Below are 21,419 nucleotides of genomic sequence, written 5' to 3' on the forward strand. Positions count from 1 at the left end.
GTCCGTTTTGCGGTTCCTGCCGGCCGATGTGGCCGACGGTTAAATCGAATTGGAATACATTTCCGCAGCCTGATGCCTCATCGGCTGGCAATGTCGCGCAACAACGCCAGCGTTTCCTCGATCACCGCCGGTGTGGTGTAGAAGTGCGGCGAGAAGCGGATCCCGCCGCCGCGCAGGGCGCAGACCACCTGCTCGGCCTTCAGGCGCTCGAACAGCGCGTCGTTGGCGATGCCGTCCAGGCGGAACGTGAGGATCCCGGCACGTCGCTCGGGTGCCGTCGCGCTCAGCAGTTCGACCCCGGCGATCTGCCGCAGGCCGTCCTGCAACCAGTCCATGCGCAGCGCAAGCTCGCTGGCCACCCGCACCAGGCCGACCTCCTCGAGCAGCGACAGGCTCGCTTCCAGCGCCACGGCGCCCAGCAGGTTGGGGCTGCCGCATTCGAAGCGTCGGGCGCTGCGCGCCGGCTGCCAGTCGCTGCGCTCGTAGTCGCCGGCGTGCTCGAGCATGTGCCAGCCGTATTCGTGCAGCCTGAGCTGCGGGCGCAGGTCGCTGCGGCAGTAGAAGACGCCCAGCCCCTCGGGGCCGAGCATCCACTTGTGGCCGTCGGCCATGGCGAAGGCGCAGCGGCTCTGCTGCACGTCGAAGGGCAGGGCGCCGAGCTGCTGGATGGCGTCCACGCAAAGCAGCACGCCGCGCTGTTCGCAACCCAGGCCCAGGCGCTCGAGGTCCAGGCGGAGGCCGCTGGCGTACTGCACGGCGCTGATCGCCAGCAGGCGCGTGCGTGGCCCGCAGGCGGCGAGCAGGTCGCCCTCCGGGTCGCGGCCCTTGAGGCTGACCTGGCTGACCTCGACGCCCTGGGGCGCCAGCGCTTCCCAGACCACGCGGTTGGAGGGGAACTCCTCGTCGCTGATGACGATGCGATCGCCGGGCTGCCAGTCGAGGCCAAAGGCGACGAAGGACAGCGCTTCGGAGGTGTTCTTCACCAGCGCCACGTCGGCGCTGGTCGGTGCGTTGAGCAGGCGCGCCAGGCGCTCGCGCAGGCGGGTCTCGATCTTCAGCCACTGCGGGTAGTCGCGGGCCCCGAGGACGGCGTTCTGCTCGGCGAAGCGGCTGACCGCCTCGCTGGCGCGCCGCGGCCAGGGCGCGACGGCGGCGTGGTTGAGGTAGCGCAGGCCGGCTGCCTGGGGGAATTCGTCCTTCAGCTCGAACATTTCTCCTGTCCTCGTGCAATTCATGACCGAATAGGCATAATGAGTGCCTTCTTTTCTCTCGCCCGTCGCCATCTATGCAGACTGAACCCCGCAAGGTTCGCGAGTTTCGTCGCCGCGAACAGGAAATCCTCGATACCGCACTGCAGCTCTTTCTCGATCAGGGCGAGGACAGCGTCACCGTCGAGATGATCGCCGATACCGTCGGCATCGGCAAAGGCACCATCTACAAGCACTTCAAGTCCAAGGCCGAGATCTACCTGCGGCTGATGCTCGACTACGAGCGCGACCTCAACGCACTGTTCCACTCCGAGGCGCTGGACCGCGACAAGGAGGCGTTGTCGCGCGCCTATTTCGAGTTCCGCATGCGCGATCCGCAGCGCTACCGCTTGTTCGACCGGCTCGAGGAGAAAGTCGTCAAGGGCCACCAGGTGCCGGAGATGGTCGAGGAACTGCACCGCATCCGCGCCTCGAACTTCCAGCGCCTCACCCAGCTGATCGAGGGACGCATCGCCGAGGGCAAGCTCGAGGACGTGCCACCGTATTTCCACTATTGCGCTGCCTGGGCCCTGGTCCACGGGGCGGTGGCGCTCTATCACTCGCCGTTCTGGAGCAATGTGCTGGAGGATCAGGAGGGCTTCTTCCAGTTCCTCATGGACATCGGCGTGCGCATGGGCAACAAGCGCAAGCGCGACTAGCGTCCGGCGTCCTGCCGCGACAAGCTGGCTTGGATGCTGCATCCGTAGCGCTGCCCGCCGGATAGCCGGCACTGATGGGGATGTGAAATGCGAATTCTGAGCGTGCTGGTGGCGGTCGTCCTGCTGGCCGGCTGCATGAAGGTCAGCGACATGGCCGAAGGCACCCGCTATCACCTGCGTGATGCCGGCATCCTCGACCACAGCGAGACGCGCCGCGCCAGCAGCTGGCGGTTGCAGCCCGATTCCTTCATCTATATCGCCCAGGGGCATTTCGTGCCGCCGGGCGATGCCCACCCGCGACCGAACGTGGTGGCCGAGGTGGCCTTCGAGGGCTTCGTCGAGTATTTCCCGCTGGTACGCCGCGCACCGCAGCCGCTGGGCCTCGAGCAGGCCATGACCCAGGCTCGCGCCGCCGGAGCGCACTACCTGCTGTATACCCGCTTTGCCGCCGCGGACGACCGCATCGGCAGCTTCGACGAGCTGAACGAACAGCGCGCCGTCGACCGCCTCGGCGTCGACAGCGGCGTGGTGCAGCTGATGCTCATCGAAACCGGCACGCGCTACCTGGTCGACACCGCGCGGATTCGCAGTCGCGGCGGATTGTTGAACCTCTACGATGCCAAACCGGACCAACTTCTGGGGCCGCCGCTGCGCGACTACGCGCGCCGCCTGCTAGGGCTGGCCGAGCGATAGCGGCTTCTTCGCGAGGAGGGCTTATGAGCGATTCGGGCAAGGCCGCGGACCTGCTGGCGCAGATTCCGGCGGGCGACAAGCGTGGGCTGCCACCGGTGCACCTGTGGAACCCGCCTTTCTGCGGCGATCTGGACATGCGCATCGCCCGCGACGGCACCTGGTACTACCTGGGCACGCCGATCGGCCGGCCGGCGATGGTGCGGCTGTTCTCCAGCGTGCTGCGCCGCGACGACGACCGCTATTTCCTGGTGACGCCAGTGGAGAAGGTCGGCATCCGGGTCGACGACGCGCCCTTCGTCGCGATCCATCTGCAGGTGAACGGCGAGGGCGAGTCGCAGGTGCTGCGCTTCATCACCCAGGTCGAGGACGAGGTTGAAGCCGGCAGCGAGCATCCGATCCGCGTCGAGTTCGATCCGGCCACCGGCGAGCCGGCGCCCTACGTGCACGTGCGCGCCAACCTGGAGGCGCTGATCCATCGCAACGTGTTCTATCAGCTGGTCGAACTTGCGGTGCCGGGCGAGCGGGATGGCCAGCCGTGGTTCGGCGTCTGGAGTGGCGGTTGCTTCTTCCCCATCGGCCGCGAGGAATGAGGCCGCCGTCCTGAACGAGAAAGGCTCCCGAGGGAGCCTTTTTCTCTGCTTACATGTTGGGGTAGTTCGGTCCGCCGGTGCCTTCCGGCGCAACCCAGGTGATGTTCTGCGCCGGGTCCTTGATGTCGCAGGTCTTGCAGTGCACGCAGTTCTGCGCATTGATCTGGAAGCGCTTGCTGCCGTCGTCGTTGCTGACCACTTCGTACACGCCGGCCGGGCAGTAGCGCTGCGCCGGCTCGTCGTACAGCGGCAGGTTCTTCTCGATCGGGATGCTCGGGTCGGCCAGCCTGAGGTGGACCGGCTGGTCTTCCTCGTGGTTGGTGTTGGAGAGGAACACCGAGCTGAGCTTGTCGAAGCTGAGCTTGCCGTCCGGCTTGGGGTAGTCGATCTTCTTCACCTCGGCCGCCGGCTTCAGGCAGGCATGGTCCGGCTTGGTGTCGTGCAGGGTGAAGGGGATCTTGCCGCCGAAGATGTTCTGGTCGATGAAGTTGAACGCGCCACCCTTGATCGCGCCCCACTTGTGGATTGCCGCGCCGAAGTTGCGGCTCTTGTACAGCTCGTCGTAGACCCAGCTCTTCTTGAAGGCTTCTTCGTAACCGGTCAGCTCGTCACCACCCTCGCGGCCGGCAGCCAGCGCCTCGGCGATCGCTTCGGCGGCCAGCATGCCGGACTTCATCGCGGTGTGGCTGCCCTTGATCTTGGCGAAGTTCAGGGTGCCGGCGTCGCAGCCGATCAGCGCGCCGCCCTTGAACACCATCTTCGGCAGGCAGTTCAGGCCGCCCTTGGCGATGGCGCGGGCACCGTAGGACACGCGCTTGCCGCCCTCGAGGTACTGCTTGACCACCGGGTGGTGCTTGTAGCGCTGGAACTCGTCGAACGGCGACAGGTGCGGGTTGCTGTAGGAGAGATCGACGATCAGGCCGACCACCACCTGGTTGTTCTCCAGGTGATAGAGGAACGAGCCGCCGCTGTTCTCGTCGTCCAGCGGCCAGCCGGCGGTGTGGATCACCAGGCCCTGCTCGTGCTTGGCCGGGTCGATATCCCACAGTTCCTTGATGCCGATGCCGTAGTGCTGCGGATCGACGCTGGCGTTGAGCTGGAAGCGGTTGATCAGCTGCTTGCCGATGTGGCCGCGGCAGCCCTCGGCAAACAGCGTGTACTTGGCGCGCAGCTCCATGCCGGGGGTGTACATGCCTTCCTTCGGATTGCCCTCGCGGTCCACACCCAGGTCGCCGGTGACGATGCCGCGCACCACGCCATCGTCGTCGATCAGCGCTTCCTGGGCGGCGAAGCCGGGGTAGATCTCCACGCCCAGGTTCTCGGCCTGCTGGGCCAGCCAGCGGCACAGGTTGCCCAGGGAAATGATGTAGTTGCCTTCGTTGTGCATGGTCTTGGGGACCAGCGCGTTCGGCAGCTTGCTGGCGGCCTGCTCGTTCTTCAGCAGGTAGATGTCGTCGCGCTTGACCGGCGTATTGAGCGGGGCGCCGAGCTCTTTCCAGTCGGGGAACAGCTCGGCCAGTGCGCGCGGCTCGAACACCGCGCCGGAGAGGATATGGGCGCCTACTTCGGAACCTTTCTCGACGACGCAGACGCTGATCTCCTGACCGGCGTCGGCGGCCTTCTGCTTCAGGCGGCAGGCGGCGGATAGGCCTGCGGGGCCGGCGCCGACGATCACCACGTCGAATTCCATGTATTCGCGTTCCATAGGCTTCTCCTAATCAAGGCTGGTTTTTTATTGAGTGGCAGGCCGTGATCGTTCCGTGATCGAGCCGGGGCGGGGCGCATTATATATAGCTGCCGAAAACGGTCCAATACAAACGTTTGTTTGAATTTTCCGAAGCCTGCTAGAATCGAGCGCCTGCGGGCGATGGCGGGCCATATGCGTTGTTGACCCCGCCGCAGCGCTGCAGTCAAGATACGTGACGGTTTGCGCTCGCCGAACAGCCAGCAGGGCATCGGAACCCAGGCCACTGGCCGGTTCGCCTCGGCGAATAAATCCAATCTCCGAAGAGAACGAGGAATCCATGAAGGTTCTTGTAGCTGTCAAACGAGTGGTTGACTATAACGTCAAGGTCCGCGTCAAGGCGGACAATTCCGGCGTCGACCTCGCCAACGTCAAGATGTCGATGAACCCCTTCTGCGAAATCGCCGTGGAAGAAGCGGTGCGCCTGAAAGAGAAGGGCGTGGCCAGCGAGATCGTGGTGGTCTCCATCGGCCCGAGCGCTGCCCAGGAGCAGCTGCGCACCGCGCTGGCACTGGGTGCCGACCGCGCCGTGCTGGTCGAGTCCGCCGAGGAACTGAGCTCCCTGGCCGTGGCCAAGCTGCTCAAGGCGGTGGTCGACAAGGAGCAGCCGCAGCTGATCATCCTCGGCAAGCAGGCCATCGACAGCGACAACAACCAGACCGGGCAGATGCTCGGCGCGCTGACCGGCTACGCCCAGGGCACCTTCGCCTCCAAGGTGGAAGTGGCCGGCGACAAGCTCAACGTCACCCGCGAGATCGACGGCGGCCTGCAGACCGTCGCGCTGAACCTGCCGGCGATCGTCACCACCGACCTGCGCCTGAACGAGCCGCGCTATGCGTCGCTGCCGAACATCATGAAGGCCAAGAAGAAGCCGCTGGAAACCCTCAGCCCTGAGGCGCTGGGCGTGGCCACCACCTCCACCGTCAAGACCCTCAAGGTCGAGGCGCCGGCCGCACGCAGCGCCGGCATCAAGGTCAAGTCCGTGGCTGAACTGGTCGAGAAACTGAAGAACGAGGCGAAGGTGATCTGATGGCTATCCTGGTTATCGCTGAACACAACAACGCGGTGCTGGCGGCTGCGACCCTGAACACCGTGGCGGCGGCCGCGAAGATCGGCGGCGACATCCATGTGCTGGTCGCCGGCAGCGGCTGCGGCGCCATCGCCGAGGCGGCAGCCAAGATCGAGGGCGTGGCCAAGGTACTGGTCGCCGACGATGCGGCTTACGCCAACCAGCTGCCGGAAAACGTCGCGCCGCTGATCGCCGGGCTGGCCAAGAATTACAGCCACGTGCTGGCCGCGGCTACCACCAATGGCAAGAACTTCCTGCCGCGCGTCGCCGCCCTGCTGGATGTCGACCAGATCTCCGAGATCATCGCCGTCGAGAGCGCCGACACCTTCAAGCGCCCGATCTACGCCGGCAACGCCATCGCCACCGTGCAGTCCAGCGCACCGATCAAGGTGATCACCGTGCGCAGCACCGGTTTCGATGCGGTCAACGCCGAGGGCGGCTCGGCCAGCGTCGAGCAGGTCTCCGGCAGCGGTGATGCAGGCGTCTCCGCCTTCGTCGGCGAAGAGCTGGCCAAGTCCGACCGTCCGGAGCTGACCGCCGCCAAGATCGTCGTCTCCGGCGGTCGCGGCATGCAGAACGGCGACAACTTCAAGCACCTCTACTCGCTGGCCGACAAGCTCGGCGCCGCCGTCGGTGCCTCGCGCGCGGCGGTCGATGCGGGCTTCGTGCCGAACGACATGCAGGTCGGCCAGACCGGCAAGATCGTCGCGCCGCAGCTGTACATCGCCGTCGGCATCAGCGGTGCCATCCAGCACCTGGCCGGCATGAAGGACTCCAAGGTGATCGTCGCGATCAACAAGGACGAGGAAGCGCCGATCTTCCAGGTCGCCGACTACGGCCTGGTGGGGGATCTGTTCGAAGTGCTGCCGGAGCTGGAAAAGCTCGTCTGACCGCAGCAGTCGTGAAAGAACCCGCCGCGTGCGGGTTTTTTCATGGGCGCTCGTCGTGCGCGCCGATGATAAGATCGCCCGGCTCGCTCATCCGAAGAAGGTACCCTCGATGCGTCTTGCCGATCCGCTCAGATGGACTCTTGCGGCCCTGGTTCTCGCTTCGCCGCTGGCACTCCAGGCGGCGGGCAAGTGCGAGCGCCTGGTGGCAACCGGCACGGCGGACAACCCGCCGTTCGTCTGGCGCGATGGCAAGCGCCTGGCCGGTGCCAACGTCGAGCTGCTCGAACGCATCGCCAAGAACCTCGGCCTGAAGCTGGAGGTGCTGCATACGGGTGATGCCGGCAAGGCGCTCGAGGAAGTGCGCAGCGGGCGGATCGATATCCTGCTTGATGCGCCGTTGCAGGCGGAGCGCCTGGCCGAGATGGACTTCATCCACCCGCCGATCGCGCGCCTGGAGAGCTTCGCCTGGGTTCGCAACGAGCCGGGCTTCCTCTACGCCACGCCGGCCGACCTGCGCGGCCGCCGCGGGCTGCGCGTCGCCGGGGACAGCTTGAGCGAGGCGAGCGGCCTGCCCGATCTCAAGCCGGGCAGAGACCTGGGCCAGGCCGTGGCGGCGCTGACCCGCGGAGACGCCGACTTCGTCCTCTACGAGCGCTACGGTGCGCTGGCCCGGCTGGAGCAGCCATTGCTGGAGAAGATCCAGCGGCTGACGCCGGCTGTGGCGCGGCGTTCCATGCACCTGGCGCTGTCCCACGACTCGGCCTGCAACGACCCCTGGCTGCGTGGCCAGCTCGCCCTGCAGATGACCGAGCTGCAGGCAGCCGGCGTGCCGGAGCTACTGCTGGTCGATAACCTGGTGCGCTGGAAAGAACAGAAACCGGCCGGTGAAGCGCCGGCGAAGAACTAAGGGTTGCCTCCGTTGAACAAGCTTCTTCCTTCCGTATTCCTGGCCCTGCTGCTGTCGGCGTGTGCAAGCGATCCTGCACCCAGCGAGCAGCTGCGCCTGACCGCCGCTGCGTTGCAGCAGGCGCGGGCGATCGGCGCGACCGACGAGATCGCCGAGCTGGCCCTGGCCGAGGCGAAACTGAGCGAGGCCCGGCTGGCGATGGCCGAGGGTGATCACCGCCAGGCGCGGTTGCTGGCCGAGCAGGCCGAGCTGGATGCACGACTGGCCGAGGCGCGCGTGCTGAGCCAGAAGAGCAGCGCACAGCTGGCCGAACTCAGGCGCAGCATCGAGCGTGTTCGCGAGAAGCTGGGGAAGGTGCAATGAAAAGGATCTGTATCACCCTGCTGCTGGTCGCGGCCGGCCTCGGCGCGGGTTGCGCCGACCAGGCGCTGCGCGAGCAGCTCGACCAGGCCGCGGCGGCCTACCAGCAGGTCAGCAGCGATGCCGAGCTGGTGCGTGGCGCGCCGAGGGACGTTGCCCGCGCCGGCGAGACGCTCGAGCGTGCGCAGCGCTTCTCTCATTACATCGGCGGTGCGCAGGACGCCCGCCACTATGCCTACCTCAGCCTGAGCTACAGCGAGATCGCCCGCCAGCATGGTGCGCTGCTGGCCAACCAGCAGCAGGCGGTGCGCCTGGAGATGGACCGCGAGCGCCTGCGCCGCATGCTGCAGGACGCGCGCCTGCTCAACCTGCAGCAGGGGCAGTGGATGGAAGACCAGATGATCAGCCTGGCGGCCACCGAGACCGATCGCGGCCTGGTGATGACTCTCGGCGACGTGCTCTTCCGCGCCGGCAGCGACCGCCTCGGCCCGGAGGCCAACCGCACGCTGCTCAAGCTCGCGCATTTCCTGCAGCTCAATCCGCAGCGCCGGGTGCGCATCGAGGGCTACACCGACAGCCGTGGCCAGGCCGAGGAGAACCTGCAACTGTCGCGGGCGCGGGCGCGGGCGGTCGCCTCGGTGCTGCTGGACCTGGGGATTGCGGCCGGGCGGCTGGAAGTGCGCGGCTATGGCGAGCAGTTTCCGATCGCCGAGAACGCCTCGGCGCGCGGGCGGGCGCAGAACCGGCGGGTCGAGATCCTCTTCTCCGATGCCAAGGGCCAGTTGGCACCTGACCGCTGAGCCGCCGCGGCGGCTCTGGTACGCACTGTTGCGTCCATATCCGCAATAACTGTATTGGTGTGCTGCCAGCCAGCTGAGCTACTGTTACGGTTCAGTTGGCGGAGGCAAGGACCATGACCAATCTGTTGCTGTATCAACGTATCGCGCAACAACTGGCCGAGGACATCCGCCGCGGCGTCTACCGCCCGGGTGAGCGCGTACCCTCGGTGCGCAAGCTGAGCACCCAGCTCAACGTCAGCCACGCCACTGTGCTGCAGGCCTACGCCAACCTCGAAGACCAGGGCATGATCAAGGCGCGGCCGCAGTCGGGCTTCTACGTCCACCACACGCCGATGCTGACCGCGCCCACGCCGGACATCGCGCGGGTCGAGCGGCCCACGCTGGTGACCCGCAGCAGCATCATCAACCAGGTGCTCAGCGAGTGCCGCCGCGAGGGCCTGGTGCCCTTTGGCGCGGCGGTGCCGCATGTCGACTACCTGCCGGTCCGCGCGCTGCACCAGCAGCTGGCCAAGGTCACCCGCTTCCACAGCCCGCGCGCCTTCAGCTACATGTTCAGCCCCGGCTACGAGCCGCTGCGCCGGCAGGTCGCCATCCGCATGCGCGATGCCGGCGTGGTGGTCGCGCCGTCGGAAATCGTCATTACCCATGGTTGCGTCGATGCGCTGCAGATGTCGCTGCGCGTGCTGACCCGCCCCGGCGACCTGATCGCCGCCGAGTCGCCGACCTACTACGGCTTGCTGCAGCTGGCCGACCTGCTGGGGCTGAAGGTCATCGAGATCCCCAGCGATCCGGAAACCGGCATGAGCCTGGAGGCACTGCAGCTGGCCGCGAGCCAGTGGCCGATCAAGGCGCTGGTGCTGACGGCGCGGCTGAGCAATCCGCTGGGCGTGAGCATGCCGGACAGCCGGCAGAAGCAGCTGCTGAACCTGGCCGCGCGCTTCGATATCCAAATCGTCGAGGACGATATCTACGGTGAGCTGATGTTCGAGCAGGGCACCTACAAGGCGCTGAAGTCCAACGACCACGACGGCCGGGTGATCTACTGCTCGAGCTTCTCCAAGACACTCTCGCCGGGGGTGCGCATCGGCTGGATCATCGCCGGCCGGCATCAGGCCGAAGTCGAGCGCCTGCAGACCTTCAGCACCCATTCGGCCTGCAGCGTGACGCAGATGGCGGTCGCCGCCTACCTGGAGAATGGCGGCTACGATCGGCACCTGCGCTTCATCCGGCAGGAGTACCGCAAGAACCTCTCGGCGTTCCAGCTCGCCGTGCAGCGCTACTTTCCCGAAGGCACGCAGATGACCCGACCCAAGGGCAACTTCATCCTCTGGGTCAGCCTGCCGGCGCCGGTCAATACCCAGGAGCTGCATGTGCAGGCCCTGGCCCAGGGCATCAGCATCGCCCCCGGGCCGATCTTCAGCAACACCGAGCAGTTCAATCACTGCATCCGGCTGAACTGCGGGCTGCCGTGGAACGCCGAGACCGAGCGCGCCCTGCGCACCCTTGGCAGGCTCGCGCGCGAACTCTGCGACCAGGCGCTGGCTGCGGCGCCCGCCGGGCGCGCCCGTTGATGTGGCGACTGCCCTGGCTGCTAGTGGCGCTGCTGCTGGGCGCCTGCGACGAGCGCGCGGCGGACGACACCAGGCCGGACCGGGCGCCTGTGGCGCCTGCGGCGCAACAGCAGGCGCAGCCGGACAAGCCGGCCGAGCTGCGCATCAGCGTGCCCGCCATCGATGGGCAGACCGAAGAGAAGCCGGCCGTGGAGATCAGCCTGCCGGAGCCCGCGCCTGCGCCTGCGCAACCCGCACCGCCGCAGGAGACACCGGAGCCGACGCCGCAACCGAAGCCGGCACCGCCCGTACAGCCGGTCGAACAGGTCGAGCTGGCGGCGCCGGAGCTCGACCTGAGCCTGCCCGAGGATTGGGTCGAGGAACTTGCCGAGCCGGCGAATGCGGCAGCCGAGCCGCTGCTGCCGCCGTTGTTCGGCCCCGACGGCCAGGCGCCGGTGCAGATGAGCGGGCGCCTGATTCCCGGCGAGCAGGAAAACGAGCCGCTGATCGAGGGCGCCGAGATCCAGTTCGAAATCAAGCGCTGAGCGGTGCTCAGGCCCGTGTCGGCGTATCGACCTCGCCGTGGTCGAGCAGCATGGCCGCCAGGGCCGGCGAGGTCAGCGGCTCGCTCATGTGGAAGCCCTGTACCTCGGTGCAGCCGTCATCGAGCAGCAGTTGCAGCTGCTCCTCGGTCTCGACGCCCTCGGCCGTCACGCCAAGCTGCAGGCCACGCCCCAGCTCGATCAGCGCGCGCACGATGGAGTGGTCCTCGGCGTTGTGCTCGATGGTGCCGACGAAGCTGTCGTCGATCTTGATCACGTCGAACGGGTACTGCCGCAGGCTGCGAATCGACGAATAGCCGGTGCCGAAGTCGTCCATCGCCAGCCGCACCCCCAGCGCCTTGATCTCGTTGAGCAGCGCCAGCAGGTCGTCGCTGTCCTGCAGCAGCGCCGTTTCGGTGATCTCCAGCTCCAGGCGCTGGGCCGGCAGGCCGCTGTCGGCGAGTGCCTGGCGCAGGTCGTCGAGCAGCCGCTCGTGCAGCTGCTGCGGCGAGAGGTTGACCGAGACCACCGCATCGCCCGGCCAGCGGCTGGCGTCCAGGCACGCCTGGCGCAGCACCCAGCGGCCCAGCGCGACGATCTGCCCGCTCTGTTCGGCGAGGGCGATGAACTGCTCGGGCATCAGCAGCCCGCGGCTGGGATGCTTCCAGCGCAGCAGGGCCTCGGCGCCGGTGATGCGTAGGTTCTGGCTGCGAAAACGCGGCTGGTAGTGGATCTCGAACTGCTGCTCGAGGATCGCAGTACGCAGCTCGTCCTCGCGTTCCAGGCGATTCTGCAGGCCGCGGTCCAGCTCATGGCCGTAGAAGCGCCAGGTGCCGCGTCCATCGGCCTTGGCCTTGTACAGCGCCACGTCGGCACAGCGCAGCAGCTCGCTGGCGCTGGTGGCGTCGCCCGGTGCCGTCGCGATGCCGATGCTGGCGCCGACGAATACCTGGCTGCCCTCGAGCTGGAAGGGCAGTGCCACGGCCTGGACGATCCGTGCGCAGAGCTGGTCGATGGCCTGGCGGTCAGCCAGGCGGCCGAGCACCATGACGAATTCGTCGCCGCCGACCCGCGCGACCATGTCGTCTTCGCGGGTGCAGCGCTTGAGGCGCCGGGCGATGCCGTTGAGCACCTCGTCGCCGGCGGCATGGCCGAGGGTGTCGTTGACCGGCTTGAAACGGTCGAGATCGATGTAGAACACCGCCAGCTGCGATTCCTCGCGCTTCATGTTGGCCAGCCGGGACTCGAGGTACTCGCGCATGCGCGAGCGGTTCGGCAGGCCGGTCAGCGCGTCGTGTTGCGACAGGTAGGCGATGCGCGCCTGCGCCCGGGTCTCTTCGGTGATGTCGCTGGCGGTGCCGCGGTAGCCGGCCGGCCGGCCGTCCTGCAGCACCGGCCGGGCGACCAGGCGGCAGACGCGTTCGCAGCCGTCGGCGGCGCGGTAGCTGCAGCGCAACGGCTGGCGGGGTGCTTCGAGCCACTGCGCGAGCGCGGCGCTGTCGGTGATCAGCAGGTCGATCAGCGGCCGGCCGAGCCAGTGTTCCGTCGGGTGTCCGGTGATTTCGCGGAAGCGATCCGACAGGTAGCTCAGGCGTGCCTCGGCGTCGGTTTCCCAGATCCAGTCCGAAGCTGCCTCGGCGACATCGCGAAAGCGCGCCTCGCTTGCCGCCAGCGCGCGGCGGCTGCGATCGACGGCTGCATAGCTTTCGCTCATCAGGCGCAGGGTGCGCATCGCCTGGCGCGACAGCAGCCAGGCCAGCAGGCCGAGCCCCAGCGCGACCAGCACCAGGATCGGCAGCGCGACCCACAGCAGCAGGCGCCCCGGGCGCTCCGGTGTCCAGGTCAGCGGCAGGCGCGAGCCGTTGCCCAGGTCCAGGTTCACGCTCGGCTCGGCATGCGGCTCGGCGGGTGACAGCAGGCGCAGGTCGGCGATGCCGTAGTGGTCGCCCAGTTTGCGCAGGCGCTCTTCGTCGAGCAGGTCGACAAAGAGCACCACCGGCGCCGGGCCCGGATCGGGCTGGATGCCGCTATCCCCCGGCGTCAGGGCTGCGGCGGCGACCACCGCCGGCAGACGCTCGGCCGCGAGCAGGGCGACCGCAGCCTCTTCGTCCCCGGCGGCCTGGCGGGCCTGTTCGAGCAGCCGGTCGAGCCCGGCGCCCAGCCATTGGTGGGCGTCCAGCTGTTGCAGCTCGCCGCGCACCACGGCATAGCTGGTCTGCCCGGAGGGATGCACGACGAAGACCGCCTCGTAGCCGAAATCGGGATAGAGCGAAGGGCCGAAGTTGCTCTGCTCGAAGGCCCAGCCGATATCGGGCTCGACGCTCTTCAAGTGGACATAGGCGTCGCCCCAGAACGCGTAGTCGACGACCGAGCGCAGCAGCCAGTCGCGCTCGGTCTGCACGGCCTTTTCGGCGAGGAAGCGGTTCTGGCTGACGACATCGTCATCGATGCGCAGGGCGATGTTGACGATGGCCAGGGCGGCAGCGAGCAGGGTGAAGGCCAGCAGGCCGCTCATCGCAGGCAGGATGCGCCGGCCGAAGGCAGCGCGAATGTCGGGTGCCTGGTGTTCGGCGGCGGGATGTGCAGAGGACATGACGACGGTTCCAACGGAGCGGCGCGTATGATCGCGTCAATGAAGGCCTATTGCCATCACTTGTCGCGATCGGCCGACGTATTGCAGATATGGCTTGGATGCGAAGCCGGCCTGGGCGCAGGGAGCGGTCAGCGGTCCCGCGCGTCTTCGGCATCGGCCTTGGCGTTGCGCTCGGCGATGCGCTTCTTCTGCTCTTCGGTCAGCGGGATCTTGCGTGCGCCATCGCGCAGCAACAGCAGGCTGCCAACGATCGAGCCCAGCGCGACGGCCAGGATCAGCCAGAAATACCAGGGCATGGTTTCTCTCCAGGCGGGCGGTTGGTGGTGCCGGAAACGGCGATAGTCCGCGCACTTTACGTGGACATGCCGGGCCGGTCACCGTTTTCTGATCAAGCCTCTGCTGATTTCGACCGCAAGGCCGCGCTTTCGTCGCCCGGCGGGATTTCTGCGACAATGCCCGGCGAATTCCTCTCAAGGCTTGGCCATGACCTGTCAGACCCCCATCATCGTTGCCCTTGACTTCCCCTCCCGCGAAGCGGCCCTGGCGCTGGCCGATCGCCTCGATCCGGCGTTGTGCCGGGTCAAGGTCGGCAAGGAACTCTTTACCCGCTGCGGCCCGGCCATCGTCGAGGCGCTGCGGCACAAGGGCTTCGAAGTCTTCCTCGACCTCAAGTTTCACGACATCCCCAACACCACGGCGATGGCCGTCAAGGCGGCCGCCGAACTGGGTGTGTGGATGGTCAACGTGCACTGCTCGGGTGGCCTGCGAATGATGGCGGCGTGCCGCGAGACCCTGGCCGGGATGGGCGGCCCGGTGCCGCTGTTGATCGGCGTCACCGTGCTGACCAGCATGGAGCAGGCCGACCTGGCCGACCTCGGCCTGGACATCGAGCCGCAGCAGCAGGTGCTCCGCCTGGCCGGGCTGGCGGAGCGCGCCGGCCTCGACGGGCTGGTCTGCTCGGCCCAGGAAGCGCCGCAGCTCAAGCAGCAGTTCGCCCGCCTGCAGCTGGTGACGCCCGGCATCCGCCCGGCGGGCAGCACCCAGGACGACCAGCGCCGCATCCTCACCCCGGCCCAGGCGATGGCCGCCGGCTCCGACTACCTGGTGATCGGCCGGCCGATCAGCCAGGCAGCCGACCCGGCCCAGGCGCTGGCCGCGGTGGTCGCCGAACTGGCCTGACGCGACGCGGGCCGGCTGCGGGCCGGCCCTGGTTCAGCTCACCTTGAGGATGAGCTTGCCGAAGTTCTCCCCGGTGAACAGCTTCATCAGCGTCTCGGGGAAGGTTTCCAGCCCCTCGACGATATCCTCGCGGCTCTTCAGCTGGCCGCTCGCCAGCCAGCCGGCCATCTCGCGCATGGCCTCGGGGTAGCGCTGCACGTAGTCGGTGACCACCATGCCCTCCATGCGCGCGCGGTTGACCAGCAGCGACAGGTAGTTCGACGGGCCCCTGACCGCTTCCTTGTTGTTGTACTGGCTGATGGCGCCGCAGAGCACCACCCGCGCACCGACGGCGATGCGCGTCAGCACCGCATCGAGGATGTCGCCGCCGACGTTGTCGAAATAGACGTCCACGCCCTTCGGGCACTCGCGCTTGAGGCCCGCCGCGACATCTTCCTGCTTGTAGTCGATGGCGCCGTCGAAGCCGAGTTCGTCGACGAGGAAGCGGCACTTGTCGGCGCCGCCGGCGATGCCGACTACCCGGCAACCCTTGATCCGGGCGATCTGCCCGGCCACGCTGCCGACCGCGCCGGCCGCCCCCGAGATCACCACCGTGTCGCCGGCCTTCGGCTGGCCGACGGCGAGCAGGGCGAAGTAGGCGGTCATGCCGGTCATGCCCAGCGCCGACAGGTAGCGCGGCAGCGGCGCCTGCTGCGGGTCGACCTTGTAGAAGCCCTTCGGCTCGCCGAGGAAATAGCGCTGCACGCCCAGCGCGCCGTTGACCTGGTCGCCCACGGCGAAGCCCGGATGCTGCGAGGCGACGACCTCGCCTACGCCGAGCGCACGCATCACCTCGCCGATGCCGACCGGCGGGATGTAGGACTTGGCGTCGTTCATCCAGCCACGCATCGCCGGGTCGATGGACAGGTATTTGACCCGGACCAGGATCTGCCCCGGGCCCGGCTCGCCCAGCTCGTTCTCGACGAAGCTGAAGGTTTCGCGGGTGGGCGCGCCGACCGGGCGGGCGGCGAGCAGGTATTGCTGGTTCTTGTCGTTCATGGCGGCCTCGCGGGTTCGAAAGTGGCTGGTTTAGCCCCTCGGGCGGGGGGCTGCAAGCTCGGCCCGGCGGCGGATATGCGTCGGCATCCAGAGCGTTGATGGAGCCGGCGCGTGGCTGGCCGGGGCGGTATAAAGCTGACCGACCTGCTGTTCCCGGTCACGATCCGGGCGCGGCATGGCTTCGACATCACATAGGGATGGACAGCATGAGCATGAAATTCTCCGGCCAGGTCGCACTGGTCACCGGTGCCGGCGCGGGCATCGGCCGCGCCACGGCGCTGGCGTTCGCCGAACAGGGCCTGAAGGTGGTGGTCGCCGATATCGACCCGGCCGGCGAGGGTGTGGCCCAGGCCATCGTCGACGCAGGGGGCGAGGCGTTTTTCGCGCGTTGCGACGTCACCCGCGACGTGCAGGTCAAGGCGCTGATCGAGCAGACTCTGGCGCAGTACGGCCGGCTCGACTACGCGTTCAACAATGCCGGCATCGAGATCGAGCAGGGCAAGCTGGCCGAGGGCAGCGAGGCGGAGTTCGACGCCATCATGGGCGTCAACGTCAAGGGTGTCTGGTTGTGCATGAAGCACCAGCTGCCGCTGATGCTGGCCCAGGGCGGCGGGGTGATCGTCAACACCGCCTCGGTGGCCGGGCTCGGCGCGGCGCCGAAGATGAGCATCTATTCGGCGTCCAAGCACGCGGTGATCGGGCTGACCAAGTCGGCGGCCATCGAGTATGCGAAGAAGGGCATCCGGGTCAACGCGGTATGCCCGGCGGTGATCGACACCGACATGTTCCGCCGTGCCTACGAGGCCGATCCGCGCAAGGCCGAGTTCGCCGCCGCGATGCACCCGGTCGGGCGGGTGGGCAAGGCCGAGGAGATCGCCGCGGCGGTGCTCTACCTGTGCAGCGATGGTGCGGCGTTCACCACCGGGCACGCGCTGGCGGTGGATGGCGGCGCGACAGCGATCTAGCCGGTCGGCGCCTGGCAGGCCACCCTACCGGCTTGCCACTCGACGATCACCGTCCGTTCAGGATCAGCAGCGTCAGCACCCCGGCAATCAACCCCCACAACGCCGCGCCGATGCCGAACAGCGTCAGCCCCGATGCCGTGACCATGAAGGTGATCAGCGCCGCCTCGCGCTCGTGCGGTTGCTGCATCGCCTGGGTCAGCCCCGAGCCGATCGAGCCGAACAGCGCCAGTGCTGCGATCGACAGCACCAGCGCCGCGGGAAAGGCCGCGAACAGCGCCGCCAGGGTGGCGCCGAAGATCCCGGCGATGCCGTAGAACACCCCGCACCAGACCGCCGCGGTATAGCGCTTGCCCGGCTCGGCATGGGCCTCGGGGCCGGCGCAGATGGCCATGGTGATCGCTGCCAGGTGGATGCCGTGCGAGCCGAACGGTGCCAGCAGCAGCGAGGCGATTCCCGTCACCGAGATCAGCGGCGAGGCCGGCACCTGGTAGCCCTCGGCGCGCAGCACCGCCAGCCCCGGCATGTTCTGCGAAGCCATGGCGATGACGAACAGCGGGATGCCGATGCTGAAGATCGCGGCTAAGGAAAGCGCCGGCGTGGTCCACACCGGGACCGCCAGTTGCAGGCTCAGGCGCTGGAAATCCAGCAGGCCGCCGAGGCCGGCGATCAGGCAGCCGGCCAGCAGCGCGGCGAGCACGGCGTAGCGCGGCAGCAGGCGCTTGCTCAGCAGGTAGGTGAAGAACATGCCGAGCACCAGCAGCGGCTGGACTTCCACCGCGCGGAAGATCTCCACGCCGATGTTGAACAGCACGCCGGCCAGCAGCGCCGCCGCCAGGGATGCCGGGACGCGGCGCATCAGTCGTTCGAAGCTGCCGGTCAGGCCGCACAGCACGATCAGCGCCGAGGCGAAGATGAAGGCGCCGATGGCCTCGGCGTAGGGTACCCCCGGCAGGCTGCTGATCAGCAGCGCCGCGCCGGGCGTCGACCAGGCCACCACCACCGGGGTGCGGTAGCGCAGCGACAGGCCGATGCTGCAGATCGCCATGCCGATCGACAGCGCCCAGATCCACGAGGAGATCTGCGCCTCGCTGAGGCCCGCCGCGCGACCGGCCTGGAACATCAGCACCAGCGAGCTGGTGTAGCCGGTGAGCATGGCGATGAAACCGGCGACCACGCTCGCGACGGAGCTGTCGGCCAGGGGGCGCACGGCGGGGAGGGCTTGGCTCATGTCGATCGATTCTGCCTGGCGGTCGGAAGGGGACTGGGGCCTAGCCTAGGGGCGCTGCTGGCCGGCGTCGCGGTACAGCCGGCCGGGCAATGGGCATAACAGTCGTCGGCGCGGGCGACGAAAGGCGGCCCCTGTGCCGGGCGGCTTTGGATCTTCTGGCACCCTTGTTGCTATCTACCCCGTGCCTGCCGCGAGGCGTCAAAAAAACCGCGGCTGTGGAGGAAATAGATGAGTCAGGGTGTTCAATTCAATCGCTTGATGCTGGAAATGCGGGCCATGCAGACCGATGCCATGGCGCGTACCCGGCCGGTGGCCGAGCCGCAGCAGGCCGGTGCCCCGAGCTTCTCGGAGATGCTCGGCGCCGCGGTGAACAAGGTACACGAGACCCAGCAGTCCGCCAGCCAGCTCGCCTCGGCTTTCGAGATGGGGCAGGGCGGCGTCGACCTGACCGAAGTGATGATCGCCTCGCAGAAGGCCAGCATTTCCTTCCAGGCCCTGACCCAGGTTCGCAACAAGCTGGTCCAGGCTTATCAAGACATCATGCAGATGCCGGTGTGAGGCGGTTTGAATTATGGCTGACGCGGTGAGCAACGTTCCGGTTCCGGCAGGTGGTGGCGCAGAGAAGAAGCCGCTGCTGGGCTTGTCGTTCCTGGAGAATCTCTCCGAGATGTCCGTACTGCGGCAGATCGGTCTGCTGGTCGGCCTCGCCGCGAGCGTGGCCATCGGCTTCGCCGTGGTGCTCTGGTCGCAGCAACCGGACTATCGCCCGCTGCTCGGCAGCCTCGCCGGGATGGACGCCAACCAGGTGATGGAGACCCTCGCCGCGGCCGACATCGCCTACACCGTCGAGCCCAACTCCGGCGCGCTGCTGGTCAAGACCGACGACCTGGCGCGGGCGCGGCTGAAGCTCGCCAGCGCCGGCATCGCGCAGAACGACGGCAACGTCGGCTTCGAGATCCTCGACAAGGAGCAGGGCCTGGGCACCAGCCAGTTCATGGAAGCCACCCGCTACCGCCGCGGGCTGGAAGGCGAGCTGGCGCGCACCATCTCCAGCCTGAACAACGTCAAGGGCGCCCGCGTGCACCTGGCGATCCCGAAGAGCTCGGTGTTCGTGCGCGACGAGCGCAAGCCCAGCGCCTCGGTGCTGGTCGAGCTGTATCCGGGGCGCACCCTCGAGCCGAGCCAGGTGATGGCGATCATCAACCTGGTGGCCACCAGCGTGCCGGAACTCAACAAGTCGCAGGTCACCGTGGTCGACCAGAAGGGCAACCTGCTGTCCGACCAGCAGGAGCTCTCCGAACTGACCATGGCCGGCAAGCAGTTCGACTACAGCCGCCGCATGGAAGGCCTCTATACCCAGCGCGTGCACAACATCCTGCAGCCGGTGCTGGGCAGCGGCCGCTACAAGGCGGAAGTTTCCGCGGACGTCGACTTCAGCGCGGTGGAATCCACCTCCGAGACCTTCAACCCCGACCAGCCGGCGCTGCGCAGCGAGCAGAGCGTCGACGAGCAGCGCCAGAGCAGCCTGCCGCCGCAGGGCGTGCCGGGTGCCCTGAGCAACCAGCCGCCGGGCCCGGCCTCGGCGCCCGAGCAAGCCAACCAGGCCGCGGCGGCTGCCGGCGCGGTCGCGCCCGGCCAGCCGCTGCTCGACGCCAACGGCCAGCAGGTCATCGACCCGGCCACCGGCCAGCCGATGCTTGCACCGTACCCGGCCGACAAGCGCAAGCAGTCGACCCGCAACTACGAGCTGGACCGCTCGATCAGCTACACCAAGCAGCAGCACGGCCGCCTGCGCCGGTTGTCCGTCGCCGTGGTGGTGGACGACCAGGTCGGTCTCAACGAGGCTGGCGAAGCGGTGCGCAAGCCGTGGACGGCCGACGACCTGGCACGCTTCACCCGCCTGGTGCAGGACGCCGTGGGCTTCGATGCCAGCCGTGGCGACAGCGTCAGCGTGATCAACACGCCGTTCGTCCCCGACACCTTCGACGACACCGCGATGGAAATACCCTTCTATTCGCAGCCCTGGTTCTGGGACGTGGTCAAACAGGTGCTGGGCGTGCTGTTCATCCTGGTGCTGGTGTTCGGCGTGCTGCGCCCGGTGCTGAAGAACCTCACCACCACCGCGCAGAGCAAGCAGCTGCTGCCGGTCGAGGGGGGCGCCGAAGCGGGCGAGGGCGATGCGGTCGATGCGGCCCTGGCCAATGACCGGGTCAGCCTGAGCGGCCCGCAGAACATCATGTTGCCGAGTCCGAGCGAGGGATATGAAGCCCAGCTCAATGCGATCAAGAACCTGGTGGCCGAGGACCCGGGACGGGTGGCCCAGGTGGTGAAAGAGTGGATCAACGCCGATGAGTGACAATCGCATACCGACCAAGCTCAACAAGGTCGACAAGGCTGCCATCCTCCTGCTCTCGCTGGGCGAGACCGATGCCGCCCAGGTGCTGCGGCACCTGGGGCCCAAGGAAGTGCAGCGCGTCGGCACCGCCATGGCGCAGATGCGCAACGTGCAGAAGGCGCAGATCGAGCAGGTGATGGGCGAGTTCGTCGAGATCGTCGGCGACCAGACCAGCCTGGGCGTCGGCTCGGACAGCTACATCCGCAAGATGCTCACCCAGGCCCTGGGCGAGGAGAAGGCCGGTGGCCTGATCGACCGCATCCTGCTGGGCGGCAATACCAGCGGTCTGGACAGCCTCAAATGGATGGAGCCGCGCGCCGTGGCCGATGTCATCCGTTACGAGCACCCGCAGATCCAGGCGATCGTGGTGGCCTACCTCGACCCCGACCAGGCCGGCGAGGTGCTCAACCATTTCGATCACAAGGTGCGCCTGGACATCGTGCTGCGCGTCTCCTCGCTCAACACCGTGCAGCCGGCGGCGCTCAAGGAGCTGAACCTGATCCTGGAGAAGCAGTTCTCTGGCAATACCAGCACCAGCCGCGCCAGCCTGGGCGGGGTCAAGCGCGCCGCCGACATCATGAACTACCTGGACAGCTCCATCGAAGGCCAGCTGATGGACGCCATCCGCGAGGTCGACGAGGACCTGTCGCAGCAGATCGAGGACCTGATGTTCGTCTTCGACAACCTGGCCGACATCGACGACCGCGGCATCCAGGTGCTGCTGCGCGAGGTCTCCTCCGACGTGCTGGTCATGGCGCTCAAGGGTGCTGACGAGGCGATCAAGGAGAAGATCTTCAAGAACATGTCCAAGCGCGCCGGCGAACTGCTGCGCGACGACCTGGAAGCCAAGGGCCCGGTGCGCGTCAGCGACGTGGAGAACGCGCAGAAGGAAATCCTCACCATAGCCCGCCGCATGGCCGAGGCCGGGGAGATCGTCCTCGGCGGCAAGGGCGGCGAAGAGATGATCTGA

21 protein-coding genes are annotated in these 21,419 nt (G+C 67.5%); 15 read left to right on the forward strand and 6 right to left on the reverse strand.

Annotation, left to right across the window (positions count from 1 at the left end; all coding sequences use genetic code 11):
• Positions 1–77: 77 nt before the first annotated feature.
• Positions 78–1,211 carry an aminotransferase class V-fold PLP-dependent enzyme gene (locus tag L3N39_RS11615; RefSeq protein WP_237257500.1) on the reverse strand — a complete coding sequence of 378 codons (1,134 nt, stop codon included), beginning with the start codon at positions 1,209–1,211 and terminating at the stop codon, positions 78–80.
• A gap of 74 nt (positions 1,212–1,285) precedes the next feature.
• Here L3N39_RS11615 and L3N39_RS11620 point away from each other — a divergent pair, with 74 nt between their 5' ends.
• The 3 genes from L3N39_RS11620 (at position 1,286) to L3N39_RS11630 (ending at position 3,189) form a co-directional block, all read left to right on the forward strand.
• Positions 1,286–1,906, forward strand: coding sequence for a TetR/AcrR family transcriptional regulator (locus L3N39_RS11620; protein WP_237257501.1), 621 nt, complete (start codon positions 1,286–1,288; stop codon positions 1,904–1,906).
• Between the two features lie 87 nt (positions 1,907–1,993).
• Positions 1,994–2,599 (forward strand): DUF4823 domain-containing protein, encoded by a 606-nt coding sequence (locus tag L3N39_RS11625; RefSeq protein WP_237257502.1) that lies wholly within the window; start codon positions 1,994–1,996, stop codon positions 2,597–2,599.
• 23 nt (positions 2,600–2,622) lie between these two features.
• Positions 2,623–3,189, forward strand: coding sequence for a DUF1285 domain-containing protein (locus tag L3N39_RS11630; RefSeq protein WP_237257503.1), 567 nt, complete (start codon positions 2,623–2,625; stop codon positions 3,187–3,189).
• 49 nt (positions 3,190–3,238) lie between these two features.
• Here L3N39_RS11630 and L3N39_RS11635 read toward each other — a convergent pair whose 3' ends face one another.
• On the reverse strand, positions 3,239–4,894 hold the full coding sequence (locus L3N39_RS11635) for an electron transfer flavoprotein-ubiquinone oxidoreductase (RefSeq protein ID WP_237257504.1): 1,656 nt from the start codon (positions 4,892–4,894) through the stop codon (positions 3,239–3,241).
• Positions 4,895–5,213: 319 nt separating this feature from the next.
• Here L3N39_RS11635 and L3N39_RS11640 point away from each other — a divergent pair, with 319 nt between their 5' ends.
• The 7 genes from L3N39_RS11640 to L3N39_RS11670 all read left to right on the forward strand — a co-directional run bounded on the left by L3N39_RS11640 (position 5,214) and on the right by L3N39_RS11670 (position 11,054).
• The gene (locus L3N39_RS11640) at positions 5,214–5,963 is read left to right on the forward strand and encodes an electron transfer flavoprotein subunit beta/FixA family protein (RefSeq protein ID WP_237257505.1); all 750 of its coding nucleotides are present in this window, start codon (positions 5,214–5,216) and stop codon (positions 5,961–5,963) included.
• On the forward strand, positions 5,963–6,892 hold the full coding sequence (locus L3N39_RS11645) for an electron transfer flavoprotein subunit alpha/FixB family protein (RefSeq protein ID WP_237257506.1): 930 nt from the start codon (positions 5,963–5,965) through the stop codon (positions 6,890–6,892). The genes L3N39_RS11640 and L3N39_RS11645 overlap by 1 nt, the downstream gene beginning before the upstream one ends.
• A 109-nt stretch (positions 6,893–7,001) precedes the next feature.
• Entirely contained in the window at positions 7,002–7,799 is a 798-nt protein-coding gene (locus tag L3N39_RS11650; RefSeq protein ID WP_237257507.1) for a substrate-binding periplasmic protein, read from the forward strand.
• Positions 7,800–7,811: 12 nt separating this feature from the next.
• Positions 7,812–8,162, forward strand: a complete 351-nt coding sequence (locus tag L3N39_RS11655; protein WP_237257508.1) for a DUF4398 domain-containing protein — start codon at positions 7,812–7,814, stop codon at positions 8,160–8,162.
• A complete protein-coding gene (locus tag L3N39_RS11660) occupies positions 8,159–8,959 on the forward strand; it encodes an OmpA family protein (protein ID WP_237257509.1) in 801 nt (266 codons plus the stop codon). The genes L3N39_RS11655 and L3N39_RS11660 overlap by 4 nt, the downstream gene beginning before the upstream one ends.
• Before the next feature lie 113 nt (positions 8,960–9,072).
• Positions 9,073–10,530 carry an aminotransferase-like domain-containing protein gene (locus tag L3N39_RS11665; RefSeq protein WP_237257510.1) on the forward strand — a complete coding sequence of 486 codons (1,458 nt, stop codon included), beginning with the start codon at positions 9,073–9,075 and terminating at the stop codon, positions 10,528–10,530.
• Positions 10,530–11,054, forward strand: a complete 525-nt coding sequence (locus tag L3N39_RS11670) for a hypothetical protein (RefSeq protein WP_237257511.1) — start codon at positions 10,530–10,532, stop codon at positions 11,052–11,054. The genes L3N39_RS11665 and L3N39_RS11670 overlap by 1 nt, the downstream gene beginning before the upstream one ends.
• Positions 11,055–11,061: 7 nt before the next feature.
• Here L3N39_RS11670 and L3N39_RS11675 read toward each other — a convergent pair whose 3' ends face one another.
• Together L3N39_RS11675 and L3N39_RS11680 are read right to left on the reverse strand one after the other, a co-directional pair.
• Positions 11,062–13,644, reverse strand: coding sequence for a bifunctional diguanylate cyclase/phosphodiesterase (locus L3N39_RS11675; RefSeq protein ID WP_237257512.1), 2,583 nt, complete (start codon positions 13,642–13,644; stop codon positions 11,062–11,064).
• Positions 13,645–13,772: 128 nt separating this feature from the next.
• A complete protein-coding gene (locus L3N39_RS11680; RefSeq protein ID WP_237257513.1) occupies positions 13,773–13,940 on the reverse strand; it encodes a DUF2897 family protein in 168 nt (55 codons plus the stop codon).
• A gap of 187 nt (positions 13,941–14,127) precedes the next feature.
• Here L3N39_RS11680 and pyrF point away from each other — a divergent pair, with 187 nt between their 5' ends.
• The gene (gene pyrF / locus L3N39_RS11685; RefSeq protein WP_237257514.1) at positions 14,128–14,823 is read left to right on the forward strand and encodes an orotidine-5'-phosphate decarboxylase; all 696 of its coding nucleotides are present in this window, start codon (positions 14,128–14,130) and stop codon (positions 14,821–14,823) included.
• Positions 14,824–14,856: 33 nt separating this feature from the next.
• Here pyrF and L3N39_RS11690 read toward each other — a convergent pair whose 3' ends face one another.
• The gene (locus L3N39_RS11690) at positions 14,857–15,861 is read right to left on the reverse strand and encodes an NADP-dependent oxidoreductase (RefSeq protein WP_237257515.1); all 1,005 of its coding nucleotides are present in this window, start codon (positions 15,859–15,861) and stop codon (positions 14,857–14,859) included.
• A 206-nt stretch (positions 15,862–16,067) separates the two neighbouring features.
• Between L3N39_RS11690 and L3N39_RS11695 the strand changes: the two genes are divergently transcribed.
• Positions 16,068–16,826: an SDR family oxidoreductase gene (locus tag L3N39_RS11695; protein WP_237257516.1), complete on the forward strand. Its 759-nt coding sequence runs from the start codon at positions 16,068–16,070 to the stop codon at positions 16,824–16,826.
• 46 nt (positions 16,827–16,872) lie between these two features.
• Here the strand turns inward: L3N39_RS11695 and L3N39_RS11700 are convergent, their stop codons facing one another.
• Complete coding sequence (locus L3N39_RS11700) at positions 16,873–18,054, reverse strand: benzoate/H(+) symporter BenE family transporter (protein WP_237257517.1); 1,182 nt, start codon at positions 18,052–18,054, stop codon at positions 16,873–16,875.
• Between the two features lie 228 nt (positions 18,055–18,282).
• On the opposite strand from L3N39_RS11700, the gene fliE reads away from it, so the two are divergent.
• Genes fliE through fliG form a run of 3 tightly spaced genes read left to right on the forward strand, consistent with a single transcriptional unit; the run spans position 18,283 to position 21,419 of the window.
• On the forward strand, positions 18,283–18,612 hold the full coding sequence (gene fliE / locus L3N39_RS11705; protein WP_237257518.1) for a flagellar hook-basal body complex protein FliE: 330 nt from the start codon (positions 18,283–18,285) through the stop codon (positions 18,610–18,612).
• A gap of 13 nt (positions 18,613–18,625) precedes the next feature.
• Positions 18,626–20,410, forward strand: coding sequence for a flagellar basal-body MS-ring/collar protein FliF (fliF, locus tag L3N39_RS11710; RefSeq protein WP_237257519.1), 1,785 nt, complete (start codon positions 18,626–18,628; stop codon positions 20,408–20,410).
• A complete protein-coding gene (gene fliG, locus L3N39_RS11715; protein ID WP_237257520.1) occupies positions 20,403–21,419 on the forward strand; it encodes a flagellar motor switch protein FliG in 1,017 nt (338 codons plus the stop codon). The genes fliF and fliG overlap by 8 nt, the downstream gene beginning before the upstream one ends.

This window comes from Pseudomonas oligotrophica, assembly GCF_021726475.1.
Classification (GTDB): Bacteria; Pseudomonadota; Gammaproteobacteria; order Pseudomonadales; family Pseudomonadaceae; genus Stutzerimonas; species Stutzerimonas oligotrophica.